Source organism: Halopseudomonas phragmitis (assembly GCF_002056295.1).
GTDB classification, from domain to species: Bacteria; Pseudomonadota; Gammaproteobacteria; order Pseudomonadales; family Pseudomonadaceae; genus Halopseudomonas; species Halopseudomonas phragmitis.
In genome coordinates, this window is record NZ_CP020100.1 from 1,076,034 (window position 1) to 1,091,805 (window position 15,772).

Below are 15,772 nucleotides of genomic sequence, written 5' to 3' on the forward strand. Positions count from 1 at the left end.
CTAGTTCATCAGGCCCCGGTGCTCCTGCAGCATGGCGGTAAAGTCGGCCGCCGAGAGCGGCCGGCTGATCAGATACCCCTGCACTTCGTCGCAGCCGTACTGCTTGAGATAGGCCAGCTGCACATCGCGCTCGACCCCTTCGGCAACCACGCGCAGGTCCAGGCTATGGGCCATGGCGATGATCGCCCGGGTAATCGCCGCGTCCTGGCTGTGTTGGCCCAGATCGGTGACGAATACCCGATCGATCTTCAGGGTATCGACCGGGAAGCGCTTGAGATAGGCCAGCGAGGAGTAGCCGGTGCCGAAGTCGTCGACTGCCAGGCGAATCCCCATGGCCCGCAGCTCGGCGATATTGTGGGCCACCGCATCGACATGTTCGAGGAACATGCTTTCGGTCAGCTCCAGCTCCAGATACTCGGCCGGCAACTGGCATTCCTCAAGGATATGCTGGACCCGGCGGGCGAAGTGGCTCTGGCGCAACTGCTGCACTGACAGGTTGACCGATACGCAGACCGGCGTTGGGCCCTGGTGATACCAGTGGCTGGCCTGACGGCAGGCTTTGTGCAGCACGGCATCGCCCAGGGCGATGATCAGCCCGGTTTCCTCGGCCATGTCGATAAAGTCGCCCGGCATCACCAGACCACGCTGTGGATGTTGCCAGCGTACCAGCGCTTCGGCGCCGCTGATGCTATCGTCGTTCAGGTGCAGCTTGGGCTGGTAATGCACCACCAGTTGGTTGTCTTCGATGGCCTTGCGCAACTGGTTTTCCAATTGCAGGCGCTCCAGGCTGTAGGCCCGCAGTTCTCGGGTGAAGAACCGGTAGGTGTTGCCGCCCAGGTGCTTGGCATGCTGCATGGCCTGGTTGGCCTGGGTGATCATCAGCAGGCTGTCACGGGCGGTATCCGGGAACTGGCTGATGCCGATAGAGGCAGTGACCACCAGTTCATGGCCCATGATGCTGACCGGCTGGCGCAGGCCTTTGAGCAGTTGAGCGGCCAGTTCGCTGAGCTGTTCGAGGCTGGTGTCGCGTTCGACCAGAATCACGAACTCGTCGGCCGACAGGCGCGCCAGGGTATCGGCCTCGGGAGCCAGATCGCTCAGGCGCCCGGCCACCAGTCGCAGCAACTGGTCGGCTACGTCATGCCCGAGGGTGTCGTTGATGTACTTGAAGCGGTCCAGGTCGATATGTAACAAGGCCAGCCCGTAGCGGTACTGACGGGCCCGGCCGGTGGCTTCCTGCAGGCGCTGGTTGAACAGGTTGCGATTGGCCAACTGGGTCAGCGCGTCGAAATTGGTCAGGTACTGAAGCTGTTCTTCGGTCTGGCGGTGGGTGGTCAGATCGGCGAAGAAGCCGACCAGATGGGTGGTTTCACCCTTGTGGTTGCGCACGACGGTCAGTTGCAGCCACTGTGGGTAGCGCTCGCCGCTGCGGCGTTGTTCGAGCAGCTCGCCCTGCCAGCGATCCTGGGTATGCAGCAACTGGCTCAGGCGCTGATAAGTGTCGAAAGCGTCGGCCAGATCGTTCAGGCGGTAAATCGGTTGACCGATCACATCCCCGGCAGCGTAGCCACTGATTACGCTGAAAGCCTGGTTGACCGCCAGGATTTTCAGCTCGGGATCAAGAATGTAGATACCTTCGGAGGTGGCCTCGAATACGGTTGCTGCCAACTGCGCCTGTTCCTGCTGGTGCTTGCGGGCGGTGATGTCGCGACGGGTGCCGATCATCCGGGTTACCCGGCCGCTGTCATCGCGGGCCACCGCCCGGCCACTGTCTTCGACCCAGATCCAGCGGCCATCGGCGTGCCGAACCCGGTACTCGATGCGATAGGACGGGGTATTGCCACGCATGTGCCGAACCAGGGTTTCCTGCAGCGGCCGCACATCGTCCGGGTGCAGGCGTGGGCGCAGATCCCTGAGCATGCTGGTGACCGACTCGGCCGGTAAGCCGAAAATCTCTTGCAGGTGGGAGTGAAATACCTGATCGGTTTCCAGGTTCCAGTCCCATAGCCCCAATTCACTGGCTTCCATTGCCAGGCTGAGCTGGGTTTCGCTGGCACTCAGGGCCCGGGTTGCCTGTTCCAACTCGGCGGTACGCTGACGTACCCGCTCCTCCAGGGCGTCATGGCTGTCTCGCAGATGCTGTTCGGCCTGGCGCCGCTGCTGGATTTCCCGGGTCAGTTGCTGGTTCAGTGCCTCGGCCTGTTGTCGGGCATCGTCCAGCCGCGCCACCAGCGCCTCGTTGCGCTGATTGGCCCGGGCAGTAGTGATCGCCGAGCGATTGATGAAAGCTGCCGCCAGCATCAGGCAACTAAACAGCGCCAAAGCCATCAAGCCCCAATAGGGGCTGGAAGGGTCGTCGCGACTCAACAGATAGATGATTGGCGGCAACCAGCAAGGCAGGGCAAAGGTGATGAACGCCAGAAACCGTTGAGCGTAGATAATGCTTACGCACAGACTGACCCCGGTGACCAGCCCGTAGGCTGGTGCTTGCAGACTGAAGTTGTCGAGCGGCACCAGGAACAGATGCACATAGGCCATGCTCAGGCCGGACAGGGCATTACCCAGATAGAACAGCAGGCGCCAGCGCAGGCGCAGCTTGATTGCGTTGGAGGCTTGCCGGTAGCGGTTCACCAGATGGCTGCGCAGCAGCACCAGCAAACCGATCAGCAGTAGCCAGGCCAACAATACAGGGCGCTCGGTATGCTCCCAGACAAGCAAGCTGATGGCGCTGGCCGAAAGCAGGATCAACCACTGTGGCAGACGCGAATAGTGATACAGCTTATCGAGCTGGCGTAGGCGCTGCTCGGTGTGGCCACTGGCAAATGGGCTGGTGTCAAACGTCATGATGACGTGGTCCCCTGAACGCTGAGCGTTTCTTGTTGTTACGTGTTGTCGTGGCTGGCCGAAGATCTGTACCGCGACAGTATCAGATTTTGCACCATACACCAGAGCGCTGATCCGGCCCAGCCTTTTTTAGTCGCTGCTTTATAGCGCCAAAGCCTCTGGACCGCGGGCTTGGGCAAATTCTACCGAGGGACCGGCGGTCGCTGGTAGAATGCCCCGATGGATATTTCACACCTTATCAACTCGCTTAACGACGCCCAGCGCCAGGCGGTCACCGCCAGCCCTGGGCAACAACTGGTTCTGGCTGGCGCCGGCTCGGGCAAGACCCGGGTGCTGGTGCATCGCATCGCTTGGTTGATCCAGGTCGAGAATGCCTCGCCCTGGAGCATTCTGTCGGTGACCTTTACCAACAAGGCCGCCTATGAAATGCGCCAGCGTATCGAGCAACTACTCGGTATCTCGCCGCAGGGCATGTGGGTCGGCACCTTCCACGGCCTGGCCCACCGCCTGCTGCGCGCCCATTGGCGTGAGGCCGGACTGGCCGAACAGTTCCAGATCCTCGACAGCGATGACCAGCAGCGGCTGGTCAAGCGGGTCATCCGCGAACTGGGGCTAGATGAGAACCAGTGGGCGCCGCGTCAGGCTCAGTGGTGGATCAACGCACAAAAGGACGAAGGCCTGCGCCCGCAGCACATCCAGCCGGCCGGGGACCTGTACCTGACCACCATGCTGCGCATTTATGCGGCCTATGAACAGGCCTGCGCGCGTGCCGGGGTGGTGGATTTCGCCGAACTGCTGTTGCGCTCGCTGGAGCTGTGGCGCGACAACGCCGGGTTGCGCGAGCAGTACCAGGCGCGTTTCCGTCACTTGCTGGTCGACGAGTTTCAGGACACCAACGCTGTGCAGTATGCCTGGCTACGCCTGATCGCCGGTAGCAACCCGAGTCTGATGGTGGTTGGCGATGATGACCAGTCGATCTACGGCTGGCGCGGCGCGCGGATCGAGAACATCCAGCAGTTCCAAAGCGACTACCCCAACGCCGAGCTGATCCGGCTGGAACAGAACTACCGCTCCACCGCGCTGATCCTCAAGGCCGCCAACGCGCTGATCGGCAACAACGCCGGGCGTCTGGGCAAGGAGCTGTGGACCGACGGCAGCGAAGGCGAACCGATTGCCCTGTATGCCGGTTTCAACGAACAGGACGAGGCGCGCTATATCGTCGAGCGTATCGAGCAGGCGGTGGGCGAGGGCATGGCCCGCCGTGAAATCGCCATTCTCTATCGTTCCAACGCCCAGTCGCGGGTGCTCGAAGAGGCTCTGCTGCGTGCCGGCATTCCCTACCGCATCTACGGTGGACAGCGCTTCTTCGAGCGCGCCGAGATCAAGAACGCCATGGCTTACCTGCGTCTGGTCGCCAACCGCGGCGATGACGGCGCGCTGGAGCGGATCATCAACCTGCCGACCCGGGGCATTGGCGACAAGACCGTCGAAGCGCTGCGCGAGCACGCCCGCGCCTGCAACGTCACGCTGTGGCAGGCAGCCTGCGACATGCTCGATATGAAAGCCCTGCCCGGGCGCGCGGCCAATGCGGTCCAGGGCTTTTTGCAACTGATTGAGGAAATGGCCCAGCGGGTCGAAGGTCTGCCGCTCTACAGCATGACCCAGCAGGTCATCGAACACAGCGGCCTGCTGCGTTTTCACGAACAGGAAAAGGGCGACAAGGCCCAGGCACGGGTCGAAAACCTTGAGGAACTGGTGTCGGCTGCCCGCGCCTTCGAGAATGATCAGGCTGAGCTGGAAGAAGAGGGCAATGTGCTGCTGGCCTTCCTCGCCCATGCTTCGCTGGAGGCCGGCGATACCCAGGCCGACCAGTTCGAGGACAGCGTCCAGCTGATGACCCTGCACAGCGCCAAGGGCCTGGAATTCCCGCTGGTGTTCCTGGCCGGAGTGGAAGAGGGCCTGTTCCCGCACAAGATGAGCCTGGAAGAGCCCGGCCGGCTGGAGGAGGAGCGGCGTCTGGCCTATGTCGGCATCACTCGCGCCATGCAGCAGTTGGTGATCACCTGGGCGGAAACCCGGCGGCTGTATGGCAGCGAAACGTTCAACAAGATTTCCCGCTTTGTGCGCGAGATCCCATCCGAGCTGATTCGCGAGGTACGCCTGGGCAACCAGGTCAGCCGTCCGTTCGGGCCGAAGAACAAGCTGTTCCAGGCCGAAGCCACCGAAAGCACCGGCTTCGCCCTGGGTCAGCGAGTGGCGCACGGCCTTTTCGGCGAGGGCGTGGTACTCAACTACGAAGGACATGGCGCCCAGGCCCGTATCCAGGTCAACTTCGACGACGAAGGCAGCAAATGGCTGATGGTCGCCTATGCCAAGCTGCAGCCGCTGTAATCACACCGAGTGCGACAATTACTACAGCAATAGCCGGCGCTGAGGACAGCGCTTGAGCGAGTAGAAGTCAGGAGCTTGATTGATGAAACGACGTGAACTGATCACCGCCGCCGGTCTGGGCCTCGGTGCCATGGCCCTGGCCGGTTGCCAGGACCAGGACAAGGCCATCGCCGAGGGCGGTGAGCAAAGCCAGCAACGCTTTCGCTGGAAAATGGTCACCTCCTGGCCAAAGAACTTCCCCGGCCTTGGCACCACGGCCGAGCGCTTCGCCGACACGGTCAACCGTCTGTCCAGTGGCCGCTTGCGCATCCAGGTGTTTGCCGCCAACGAACTGGTTCCAGCCCTGGAAGTGTTCGATGCAGTCTCCAGCGGCACCGCCGAGCTGGGCCACAGCGCGGCCTATTACTGGAAGGGCAAAAGTGCCGCTGCGCCGTTCTTTACCGCCGTGCCTTTCGGCATGAACGCCCAGGAAATGAATGCCTGGTTGTACGAAGGCGGCGGCCTGGAACTGTGGCGCCAGGCCTACGCTCCGTTCGGTGTCCTGCCGTTGCCCTGCGGCAATACCGGGGTGCAGATGGCCGGCTGGTTCAACAAGGAAATCAACAGCCTTGATGATCTGCGCGGGCTGAAGATCCGCATGCCCGGCTTTGGCGGCGAAGTGCTGGCCCGTGCCGGTGCCACCACGATCAACCTGCCGGGTAGCGACATCTTCACCTCGTTGCAGAACGGCATGATCGATGCGACTGACTGGGTCAGCCCTTACAACGACCTGGCCTTCGGTCTGCACCAGGCCGCCAAATACTACTATTACCCCGGCTGGCAGGAGCCCTGTGCGGTGCTTGAGCTGACCATCAACCAGCGCGCCTTCGAGGCCTTGCCGGCCGATCTGCAGAGTATTGTCGAAGAGGCCGCACGGACCACCAACCAGGCCATGCTCGATGAGTACACCCGGCGCAACGCCGATGCCCTCAATACCCTGGTCAACGAGCACCAGGTACAACTGCGCCGGTTGCCCGATGAGGTGCTTGAACGGCTGCGTGAACTATCGATGCAGGTGTTGGACGAAACCGCCAACCAGGATCCGCTCAACCGCCAGGTCTGGGACTCGATGGAAGCTTTCCGGCAAAAGGTCTGGGCCAACCATGCGCTGGGCGAACAGGTGATGTACGGTTTGCGTGGTTGAGTAGTGAAATGTAATGTCCCTGCGGGTGCGGTTCGTTGCAGTACTTGAACCACGCCCTCAGCGTTTGCCGGACTTCAGCAAATCAGGCCGGTTTTTTCCTCACCCGCCAAACACCGCCCGCAGCGCTTTCAGCGCTTCCATTTCCTCGCTGCTCAGCTCGGTCGGGGCGCAGCGCGGGTCGGTTTTCTGCAGGGCGCGCGACATGGCGGCGGTCAGCGGGATGGGATCGCAGCCGTGGCCCTGTTCGCAGATCATGTCGCGCTGCGGCTCGGCCTTGACGTGGCAGGCAAAGCAGTTGCCACCAAACTTGTTGTTGACGTCGGCAAAGCCGCGGGCACGGATGCTGGCGCCCTCGGCGCTGACGTCCAGTTCGATGAACTCCCAGTCTTTGGTTACCGGGCTGAAACCGGGGTCGCGCTTGACCATTACCTCGGTGGGGATCAGTTGCACCACCGAGCCGGGCGGGTAGACGCCGCCGTCGAGGGCGTTGGCAACCGCCAGGGTGGCTTCCAGATCGCCCTTCAGGTTGTCGACAAAGAAGCCGCGTACCGGGGTCATGTCGCGGATGCAGCCGAAGCTGTCAGCGCTGATCGGGTCGGCCGGTGCTTCGGCATGGGTGGTGATGGCCAGACTGGTCAGTGCGGCGGCGAGCAGCAGGCGGCTGTGGCTGAGGTTCACGGGGAGGCTCCTGAATTTATATTGTGTGCAATATAATTTGCCTGATTGGCCGTAGTGTCAACCGCTGGCGCCCGATAGAATGATGTCTGACTTCACCGATGGACTCTGTTGCATGTCTTCTCCCTCTCACTTGCACCTGCGCAACCAGATCTGCCTGGCCCTGTATTCGGCGGGCAATGCCCTGTCGCGGGCCTACCGGCCGTTGCTCGAGCCGCTGGATCTGACCTATCCGCAGTACCTGGTGATGCTGGCGTTGTGGGAGGAGGACGGTGTGTCGGTGACCGCCATCTGCGAGCGCACCCGGCTGGATACCGGTACCGTGACGCCGTTGCTGAAACGGCTGGAGGCCAAGGGGCTGCTGCTGCGTGCCCGTTCAGCCGAGGACGAGCGCCGGCGGGTGATTAGCCTGACCGACAGCGGCCGGGCGCTGCAGGCGCGCGCCGAGGACATTCCCCTGCGCATGGCCTGCCTGGGCGTGCTGACCCCGGCGGAGGGCGCTGAGCTCAAGCGTCTGTCGGAAACCCTGTATCGCAATCTGCTGGCGTTGGAGCAGCTGCGTGCCAATCCGGGGGATAACGGGGACGGGTTGGCGGGTTAGCTCTGTCGCTGTTCGATGGCAGTTAAAGGCTGATCAATGTAGCCCTTGTGGAACACCCCGCCCTTGAGCCTCTGCGGTCAGGTCGCTAAACTGCCGGGCTTTGTCACACTGCACAGGACGTAAGGATGCGTAACCTTCTCTGCCTGGTTCTGATCGGCATGCTGGCCGGTTGTAGCCAGGATTTCGCCCGCCTGACCTTTGAAGAGTCGGCCCGCGCCGACCGCCACTGGAGCAAGCCTGCCTCCAAGCCCGAAGTCTTCGCCGCCTACAAGCAAGCCATCGTTGGTCAACTGCAGGAACAGGGTATTGAGCCGACCAAGGTATCGATGCGCATCGATCCGGACGACGATCACTCGGTGATCCTCAGCATCAGTAACGGCGGTGCACAGCCCGAGCAACTGCAGGCCTTTCAGCAGAGCCTGCAAGCGATTGTCGAAGCCCGTGAAGCATTGCCACTGACTGTGACCTTCAACCTCAGCCGTCAGCCCGGTGGGCAGGAAGAGACAGAGGCTGACAGCGAAGAGCTGGGCAGCTATCAGGCTGAAATGACTCTGGGCAGGGTCGTGCTTAGCCACAGCTACGGCCTGGGCGACATGCTCGCCGCCGCCTTGACAGGCAACAGCGGAGCCAGAAGCTCAGTGTTCTGTAATATCAGTGTCAAGCTTGAACCCCATCTGCCGTTCAACTACCTCGCCTACAAGCTGGACGAGGACAGCGAAGAGGGTCGTTATGTGGTTGGCCGGCGTAGCTCGGAAATACTGAACGCCGAACTACAGTTCAACAACGCCCGGCTGCAGGCCATGCTCGATAACGATGAAGTAGGCATCAGCCCCCCTGTCGAAAGCCGCGGACGGGCCAGCATGTTCAGCGGCCGCCTCAACCAGATCGACCTGCAGCTCGGCCCGGTTGGCGACGTACGCCACCAGAGTGGCAAGATCGACTCGATAGTCCACTCGCGGCTACGCGGCCAATGCAGCGAGCTGGCCATCGGCCTCGGCCAGCCGTTCAGCTTCTATATGGGCAACACCATCGACCGTCTCACCGCGGTCAGCGCCATCGAAGGCTAAGCGAGATTCTGATGGCGAGTACTGATCGGGAGTGCTTCGGCACTCTCACTGTGCTTGTTGTCGCGCAGTAAACAAGGAATAACTGTCAAGGAATGGCAATGGACAATATCAAGACCTTCGCAAGTGGTTTCTGGGACAACCTGGATCTGATCATGATTGCCCTGACCACTACCGGCATGACACTGCTGGGGCTGGTGGCGGGCGTATTTGTGGTCGTTCTCATGCAGCGCCGGGGCTGGTTGGCGCGCAAGAATGCCTGGCACCACTGGCTGCTTAAACTCTATTGGCTGGCGCTGCCTTGCCTGGGCGGTTTTCTCGGATTCCAGTACGGCATTCTGTCGACGTTGGAACAGCAGGTACACAGCGAGATCAAGCGCCAGCGGCCAGTGGTGGAAGAGATTGCGCTGGGCTTCACTGCCGAATATCACGCCTATATCAGTCAGCAAGGGCCGCGACTGGAGCTGGAGAAATATCGCAGTTACAGCGCTGAGCAGGTACTGGTGGAGCTGGTCGATGCCTATTTGGCCGAGGTGCCGTTGGCCTATCTGCAAGCCACTGATACTGCTGGGCCGATGCAGCGCCTGGCTCAGCGCGGCTGGGAATCGTTACGCCGCACCGTGCTGCGCGAATATATGGTGCGCCAGATAGTCAACAAAGTGATCATTCCGGCCGGGACCAAATACACTCGACTTGACGAGCGCACTTTGCGCGATCTTACCCAGTTGCGTTTCGATACGCTGATGGACGCCGACGGTATCATTGCCTTCGTCAATCAACAGGTCAGTCGCTTCATGCGCCAGTTCTATCTGATGGTACTGTTGCAGGCGCTGGCGCTGCTGGTGTTGATCGCAGCAGAGGTCGGTATTTCGTCCTGGCTGGGCCAGCGCCATCGGCGCGAAGAGCTTGGTGACAAGCTACAGCCAACAGCGGCAACGGCCGGATAAGACGATCACGTTCAATCCTGCTTTTATGCCGCCTCCTACAACACCCCCGGCAACCAGGTGATCAGTCCCGGCCAGACGGCGGCGATGATCAGCATCAGGATCTGGATGGCGATAAACGGCATTACCCCGCGGTACATGGCGCTGGTCGGGACGGTGACCGGGGTGACGCCGCGCAGATAGAACAGCGCGAAGCCGAACGGCGGGGTCAGGAACGAGGTTTGCAGGTTCAGGGCGATCATGACCCCCAGCCAGATCGGGTCCAGGCCCATCATCAGCAGCACCGGACCGACGATCGGAACCACCACAAAGGTGATCTCGATGAAGTCGAGGATAAAGCCGAGCAGGAAGATCACCAGCATCACCAGAATGGTCGCAGTGACCACCCCGCCGGGCAGGCTGTTGAAGGCCTGATGAATCAGCTCTTCGCCACCGAAGCCGCGAAATACCAGAGAGAAGATCGAGGCGCCGATCAGGATCATGAACACCATGGCGCTGATCTGGGTGGTCGATTCGACCACTTCACGTAGCCGGGTCAGATTCAGTTGACCCTTGATCAGCGCCAGCAGGGTAGCGCCCAGAGCGCCGACGGCGGCGGCTTCGGTGGCGGTGGCGATGCCGCCGAGGATTGAACCGAGTACCGCCATGATCAATAGCAGCGGCGGCAACAGGCTGCCGAGCAGGCTGAGCAGTTTGAGCTCTCCGCGCTCTTCGGCCGGAATCGCCGGCAGCTTGTGCGGGCGTAGCAGGGCCACGCCGATCAGATACAGCAGATACAGACCGACCAGCAGCAGACCGGGCAGCAGTGAACCGATGAACAGGTCGCTGACGGTGACGGTCTGGGGCGAGAAGATGCCCTGGCGCAACTGGGCCTGCTGATAGGCGCTGGACAACACATCGCCCAGCAAAACCAGAATGATCGATGGTGGAATGATCTGCCCCAGAGTACCGGTGGCGGCCAGGGTGCCGGTGGCCACCGCCGGGTCATAGCCGCGCCGGAGCATGGTCGGCAGGGCCAGCAGGCCGAGGGTGACTACGGTGGCGCCGACAATGCCGGTACTGGCGGCCAGCAGCGCGCCGACCAGACAGACCGAGAACGCCAGCCCGCCGCGCAGCCCGCCAAACAGCCGGGACATGGATTCGAGCAGGCTTTCGGCGATCCGCGATTTCTCCAGCATCACGCCCATGAACACGAACAACGGCACCGCCAGCAGGGTCTGGTTGTTCATGGTGCCGAACAGCCGGCTGGGCAGGGCGCCGAAGAAGCTTGGATCGAAGTTGCCAAGCACCACCCCGAGCCCGGCGAACAGCAGTGACAGCCCGCCCAGCGTAAAGGCTACCGGGTAGCCGACCAGCAGAGCCAGACACAGACACAGAAACAGGGCGATGGCCATGAACTCGGGCGGCATCACAGCTCCTCCTGTGGCTGGCTGTCGAGATGCCGGGGCAGGGCGCCGCGCAGGACCGCGGTAGTCTTGATCAACTGGGCGATGGCCTGCAGCAGCAGGCTGGCGACCAGCAGCAGGATGATGCTCTTTTGCAGATAGACCCAAGGCAGGCCGCCGGCATCGGCCGAGCGCTCCTGGCGGGCCCAGGATACGGCGACATAATCCCAGCAGCTCCAGGCCAGAAACAGGCACACCGGCAGCAGGAACAACAGGGTGCCGGTCAGGTCGACCAGTGCCTGGCGTTTGGCACTGTGGCGGCGGTAGAAGATATCCACCCGGACATGAGCGTCACGCTGCAGGGTCCAGGCGGCTGCGCCCATGAACACCAGCGCGTGGGCGTACATGATCAATTCCTGGGCGGCAGTAGCACCCAGGCTAAAACCGTAGCGCAGCAGCACCACGTAGCAGGTCAGCACGACCATCAGCAGCGTCAGCCAGGCCAGCGTCCGGCCGAGGCCGGCGTTGACCAGATCGATGACCCGGGCCAGACGCAGGGCGATGGCCATGGGGGAACCGGACATGTGCGGGAACCCTATGCGGCGCGGGGCCTGATGCCCCGTCGGTCAGGAAGGAATGACGCGGGTGCGGCCGCGGTCGTCGATTGCGACGAACACGAATACCGCTTCGGTCACCTTGCGGCTTTCATCGTGGGCCAGGTCTTCGCTCCAGACCTCGACCAGCACCTTGATCGAGCTGCGACCGATATCCAGCACATGGCAGTGAAACGCCAGTTGCGCGCCGACCGGCACGGGGACCATGAAGCCCATGCGGTCGATGGCCACGGTAGCGACCCGGCCACGGGCAATGCGCGAGGCGGTGCTGGTACCAGCCATATCCATCTGCGAGACCAGCCAGCCACCATAAATGTCGCCGAAGCTGTTGCAGTCGCGGGGCAGAGCGGTGACCTTGAGCGCCAGCTCACCCTTGGGAACAGGTTCCTTGTCTAGATCGTGCATGTATCACTCGATAAGGTATGTTGTAATTGTTGTCTTCCATCAACCCGTGGAATCAGGCTTGACAGGGCAGAAACAGCGCTATGTTAAGGGATTGCGGGGGCCCTCTCAATCTTTGTCGACGGGCTGCGCGGCTTAATGGCGCATACTGGCAGCCTTCATACAATTGTCATATTCCTTGAATAGGGTTGTCACACGGCTTCCAGATACTTGGTCGCGTGTTGCCAATACATACTCTCAAGGAGTTATTCATGAAACTGAAGCAATTGTGCGTCGCCATTTCCTTCGCCGCTGTGGGCGCGATCAGCACTGCCGCTGTAGCTGACATTGATCCGAACCTGCCGAAGTATGAGCGCGCCAGTGGCGTGTCCGGTAACCTGTCCAGTATCGGTTCCGACACCCTGAACAACCTGATGACTCTGTGGGCTGAAGAGTTCAACAAGTTCTACCCGAACGTTAACGTCCAGATTCAGGGCGCTGGTTCCTCCACTGCGCCGCCGGCCATCACCGAAGGCACCGCCAACCTGGCGCCGATGAGCCGCGCCATGCGTGACTCTGAAATCCAGACTTTTGAAGGTCGTCATGGCTATGCGCCCTACGCGCTGCCGGTCGCCGTCGACATGCTGGCTGTTTATGTCAACAAGGACAACCCGATTGAAGGTCTGAGCCTGCCGCAGGTTGATGCCATCTTCTCCGCTACCCGTCGCTGCGGTTACGAAGCCGACATCACCCGCTGGGGCCAGTTGGGTATGACTGGCGCCTGGGCTAACCGTGACTTCGCCCTGTACAGCCGCAACGCGGTATCCGGCACCTACGGTTTCTTCAAGGACAACGCCCTGTGCGGCGGTGACTTCAAATCCAGCATCAACGAGCAGCCGGGTTCTTCCTCGGTGGTTCAGGGTGTGACTGAGTCGATCAACGGTATCGGCTACTCCGGTATCGGCTATCGCACCTCGGGTGTGCGCGTCGTTCCGCTGGCTACCGAGGAGGGCGCTGACTTCGTTGAAGCGACTGCCGAGAACGCTGCCAATGGTACTTACCCGCTGGCCCGTTACCTGTACGTCTACATCAACAAGAACCCGAATCAGGATCTGGACCCGCTGACCCGCGAATTCGTCAAGATGCTCTACACCCAGGAAGGTCAGGGCGTAGTTGATCGTGACGGTTTCGTGACTGTGCCCAAGTCGGTTGCCGACAAGGTACTGAGCGACCTGAACATCAAGTAACGGATTGCGTTTACCGCCAGGGATGGCGGGTTATCGGAAAAGGGGCCTGCGGGCCTCTTTTTTCATGTCTTTGTAACATTGCTGTCACACAGACTCCTTAGCCTGTGCTGACCATAGTGCCAGGACCGGATAGAGCAGCCTGTTATGACTGACATTACCTCAACGATCGGCAAGAGCGCCCCTCCGCGCTCCTTGCTGCCCGATGCCGAAGCCAGAAAGCGCCTGCGCCAGCGCCGGCTATTCAAGGACAATGCCTCGCGTTGGGGCATCAGCGCCGCCGGTTTCGGCGTGGTGTTCGCTTTGGCGCTGATCTTCATTTACCTGTTCTATGAGGTGGCGCCGATTCTGCGCGGCGCCTCGGTCACCCCACTGACCAGTCAGCCGGTGCCAGTGGCTGACGCCCGAACCCAGGCCATTCTGATCGAGCGTTACGAGGAGCTGGGTTTCCAGTACAGCGACGATGGCCAGGTCAGCTTCTTCGAACTGGCCAACGGCAATCTGCGCAGCCAACTGCCACTAAATCTGCCCGAAGGCGCTAAGGTCACCAGTTTTGCCGCTACCGAGCCGGGTACCCAGGTGACCGCCCATGGCCTGGATAATGGCCAGGTCGTGGTGGTGCAGCATGCCTATACTCTGAGCTTCCCCGAGGGTCGCCGGGTGATCGCGCCGCGGCTGGAAGCTCCGCTGGGCAGTGATCCTATTACCCTTGACGAACAGGGCCAGGCACTCAAGCTGCTGGCGATTGAAAGCCGCACCCGTGGTCGGGCCGGGACCATGATCGCCGGGGTGACCGAGGACAATCGACTGCTGCTGGCCAACCTGGCCACCCGTACCAACCTGATGACCGGAGCCACCAGTGTTGATCGCCAGGTCTACAGCCTGCCGCCGATCCCGGGTGAGCCGGTGCGCCTGCTGGTCGACAAGGCCCTGCGCAGCCTGTATGTGGCTGACCGCAGCGGCAAGATCCACTATTACGATGTCAGCCAGCCGGCCAATGCCCGGCTGGTGACCAGTGTCGATGCCGGTAACGGCAGCCCGATCACTGCGATGGAGTTCCTGGTCGGCACCGTGTCGTTGATCGTGGGTACCGAGCGCGGCGAGCTTAGCCAGTGGTTTCTGGTGCGTGATGCACAGAATCGCTATGACCTGACCCGTATTCGTGATTTCAAGAACCATGGCGCGGCGATCACCGCCATTGCCCCGGAATACAACCGCAAGGGCTTTATTGCCGGTGACGCCAAGGGCCAGATCGGGGTGCATTACGGCACCTCGTCACGCACCCTGTACCTCAAGTCGTTGATTGACCGGCCGATCGAGCAGGTGGCGGTGTCGCCGCTCAATGGCCGGATCATGGCCCAGGATGATCAGGGCCAGCTGCACATTGCCGAGCTGTGGAACCAGCATCCGCAGCTGTCGTTTGCGGCGATGTGGAACAAGGTCTGGTATGAGGGCCGGGCCGACCCCGAATACATCTGGCAGTCGTCCTCGGCGACCGATGAATTCGAGTCCAAGTTCAGCCTGGTGCCGCTGTCGGTCGGGACCCTGAAAGCGGCCTTCTATGCCATGCTGTTTGCCATGCCGCTGGCGATTGCCGGGGCGATCTACACCGCCTACTTCATGACTCCCAAGCTGCGCGGCATCGTCAAGCCGAGCATCGAGATCATGGAAGCCTTGCCGACCGTGATCCTGGGTTTCCTTGCCGGCCTGTGGCTGGCGCCGTTTACCGAGGAACACCTGCCGGCAATCTTCAGCATTCTCTTGCTGCTACCGGTGATGATGCTGGTGTTCGCTTTCATCTGGACCAATGTCATTCCGGCTGGCCTGCGCCAGCGGATTCCCGATGGTTGGGAAGCAGCGCTGCTGGTGCCGGTCATCATCGGCTTTGTCTGGCTGGCAGTGTTCATGAGCCCGCTGCTGGAGATCTGGTTCTTCAACGGCAGCATGCGCCAGTGGTTCACCGATATTGGCATCACCTACGACCAGCGCAACGCCCTGATCGTTGGTATCGCCATGGGCTTTGCGGTGATCCCGACCATCTTCTCGATTGCCGAAGATGCGGTGTTCACCGTGCCCAAGCATCTGACCCAGGGCTCGCTGGCGCTGGGCGCCACCCGCTGGCAGACGGTGATCGGGGTGGTGCTGCCGACCGCCAGTCCGGGGATTTTCTCGGCGGTGATGATGGGCTTTGGCCGGGCCGTAGGCGAGACCATGATCGTGCTGATGGCGACCGGCAACAGCCCGGTAGTTAACTTCAACATCTTCGAAGGCATGCGCACGCTGTCGGCCAACATCGCCGTAGAGCTGCCGGAGACCGCCGTGGGCTCGTCGCACTTCCGCGTACTGTTCCTGGCCGCCCTGGTGCTGCTGGCGCTGACGTTCATCGTCAACACCCTGGCGGAAATCATTCGTCAGCGGCTGCGCGCCCGCTACAGCAACCTGTGAT

General features: G+C 61.6%; 12 protein-coding genes. 7 read left to right on the top strand and 5 right to left on the bottom strand.

Annotated elements, in window-relative coordinates:
• Nucleotides 1-2,844 carry a putative bifunctional diguanylate cyclase/phosphodiesterase gene (locus tag BVH74_RS05025; RefSeq protein WP_080049010.1) on the bottom strand — a complete coding sequence of 948 codons (2,844 nt, stop codon included), beginning with the start codon at nt 2,842-2,844 and terminating at the stop codon, nt 1-3.
• A 219-nt stretch (nt 2,845-3,063) separates the two neighbouring features.
• Between BVH74_RS05025 and uvrD the strand changes: the two genes are divergently transcribed.
• Together uvrD and BVH74_RS05035 are read left to right on the top strand one after the other, a co-directional pair.
• On the top strand, nt 3,064-5,235 hold the full coding sequence (gene uvrD, locus BVH74_RS05030; RefSeq protein WP_080049011.1) for a DNA helicase II: 2,172 nt from the start codon (nt 3,064-3,066) through the stop codon (nt 5,233-5,235).
• 82 nt (nt 5,236-5,317) lie between these two features.
• Nucleotides 5,318-6,418 (top strand): TRAP transporter substrate-binding protein, encoded by a 1,101-nt coding sequence (locus BVH74_RS05035; RefSeq protein WP_080049012.1) that lies wholly within the window; start codon nt 5,318-5,320, stop codon nt 6,416-6,418.
• A 99-nt stretch (nt 6,419-6,517) separates the two neighbouring features.
• Here the strand turns inward: BVH74_RS05035 and BVH74_RS05040 are convergent, their stop codons facing one another.
• Nucleotides 6,518-7,096 (bottom strand): hypothetical protein, encoded by a 579-nt coding sequence (locus BVH74_RS05040; RefSeq protein ID WP_080049013.1) that lies wholly within the window; start codon nt 7,094-7,096, stop codon nt 6,518-6,520.
• Between the two features lie 112 nt (nt 7,097-7,208).
• Between BVH74_RS05040 and BVH74_RS05045 the strand changes: the two genes are divergently transcribed.
• The 3 genes from BVH74_RS05045 to BVH74_RS05055 all read left to right on the top strand — a co-directional run bounded on the left by BVH74_RS05045 (nt 7,209) and on the right by BVH74_RS05055 (nt 9,705).
• Nucleotides 7,209-7,694: a MarR family winged helix-turn-helix transcriptional regulator gene (locus BVH74_RS05045; RefSeq protein ID WP_080049014.1), complete on the top strand. Its 486-nt coding sequence runs from the start codon at nt 7,209-7,211 to the stop codon at nt 7,692-7,694.
• Between the two features lie 125 nt (nt 7,695-7,819).
• A complete protein-coding gene (locus tag BVH74_RS05050; protein WP_080049015.1) occupies nt 7,820-8,761 on the top strand; it encodes a hypothetical protein in 942 nt (313 codons plus the stop codon).
• A 98-nt stretch (nt 8,762-8,859) separates the two neighbouring features.
• Entirely contained in the window at nt 8,860-9,705 is an 846-nt protein-coding gene (locus BVH74_RS05055) for a hypothetical protein (protein WP_080049016.1), read from the top strand.
• 35 nt (nt 9,706-9,740) lie between these two features.
• Here BVH74_RS05055 and BVH74_RS05060 read toward each other — a convergent pair whose 3' ends face one another.
• The 3 genes from BVH74_RS05060 to BVH74_RS05070 are packed head-to-tail and all read right to left on the bottom strand — an operon-like array spanning nt 9,741 to nt 12,106.
• On the bottom strand, nt 9,741-11,111 hold the full coding sequence (locus tag BVH74_RS05060; RefSeq protein ID WP_080049017.1) for a TRAP transporter large permease: 1,371 nt from the start codon (nt 11,109-11,111) through the stop codon (nt 9,741-9,743).
• Nucleotides 11,111-11,671, bottom strand: coding sequence for a TRAP transporter small permease subunit (locus BVH74_RS05065; RefSeq protein WP_080049018.1), 561 nt, complete (start codon nt 11,669-11,671; stop codon nt 11,111-11,113). Before BVH74_RS05065 ends, BVH74_RS05060 begins: the two co-directional genes overlap by 1 nt.
• Nucleotides 11,672-11,713: 42 nt before the next feature.
• Nucleotides 11,714-12,106 (bottom strand): acyl-CoA thioesterase, encoded by a 393-nt coding sequence (locus BVH74_RS05070; RefSeq protein ID WP_080049019.1) that lies wholly within the window; start codon nt 12,104-12,106, stop codon nt 11,714-11,716.
• A gap of 248 nt (nt 12,107-12,354) precedes the next feature.
• Here BVH74_RS05070 and BVH74_RS05075 point away from each other — a divergent pair, with 248 nt between their 5' ends.
• Both BVH74_RS05075 and BVH74_RS05080 read left to right on the top strand, forming a co-directional pair.
• On the top strand, nt 12,355-13,329 hold the full coding sequence (locus BVH74_RS05075; protein ID WP_080049020.1) for a PstS family phosphate ABC transporter substrate-binding protein: 975 nt from the start codon (nt 12,355-12,357) through the stop codon (nt 13,327-13,329).
• A 144-nt stretch (nt 13,330-13,473) separates the two neighbouring features.
• Entirely contained in the window at nt 13,474-15,771 is a 2,298-nt protein-coding gene (locus tag BVH74_RS05080; protein WP_080049021.1) for an ABC transporter permease subunit, read from the top strand.
• The last annotated feature ends 1 nt before the right edge of the window (nt 15,772 follow it).

Bases quoted from the DNA above. Each gene is read 5' to 3' on its own strand.
- BVH74_RS05025 (WP_080049010.1), bottom strand. From the start codon at position 2,844: ATGACGTTTGACACCAGCCCATTTGCCAGTGGCCACACCGAGCAGCGC.
- uvrD (WP_080049011.1), top strand. From the start codon at position 3,064: ATGGATATTTCACACCTTATCAACTCGCTTAACGACGCCCAGCGCCAG.
- BVH74_RS05035 (WP_080049012.1), top strand. From the start codon at position 5,318: ATGAAACGACGTGAACTGATCACCGCCGCCGGTCTGGGCCTCGGTGCC.
- BVH74_RS05045 (WP_080049014.1), top strand. From the start codon at position 7,209: ATGTCTTCTCCCTCTCACTTGCACCTGCGCAACCAGATCTGCCTGGCC.
- BVH74_RS05050 (WP_080049015.1), top strand. From the start codon at position 7,820: ATGCGTAACCTTCTCTGCCTGGTTCTGATCGGCATGCTGGCCGGTTGT.
- BVH74_RS05055 (WP_080049016.1), top strand. From the start codon at position 8,860: ATGGACAATATCAAGACCTTCGCAAGTGGTTTCTGGGACAACCTGGAT.
- BVH74_RS05060 (WP_080049017.1), bottom strand. From the start codon at position 11,111: ATGCCGCCCGAGTTCATGGCCATCGCCCTGTTTCTGTGTCTGTGTCTG.
- BVH74_RS05065 (WP_080049018.1), bottom strand. From the start codon at position 11,671: ATGTCCGGTTCCCCCATGGCCATCGCCCTGCGTCTGGCCCGGGTCATC.
- BVH74_RS05070 (WP_080049019.1), bottom strand. From the start codon at position 12,106: ATGCACGATCTAGACAAGGAACCTGTTCCCAAGGGTGAGCTGGCGCTC.
- BVH74_RS05075 (WP_080049020.1), top strand. From the start codon at position 12,355: ATGAAACTGAAGCAATTGTGCGTCGCCATTTCCTTCGCCGCTGTGGGC.
- BVH74_RS05080 (WP_080049021.1), top strand. From the start codon at position 13,474: ATGACTGACATTACCTCAACGATCGGCAAGAGCGCCCCTCCGCGCTCC.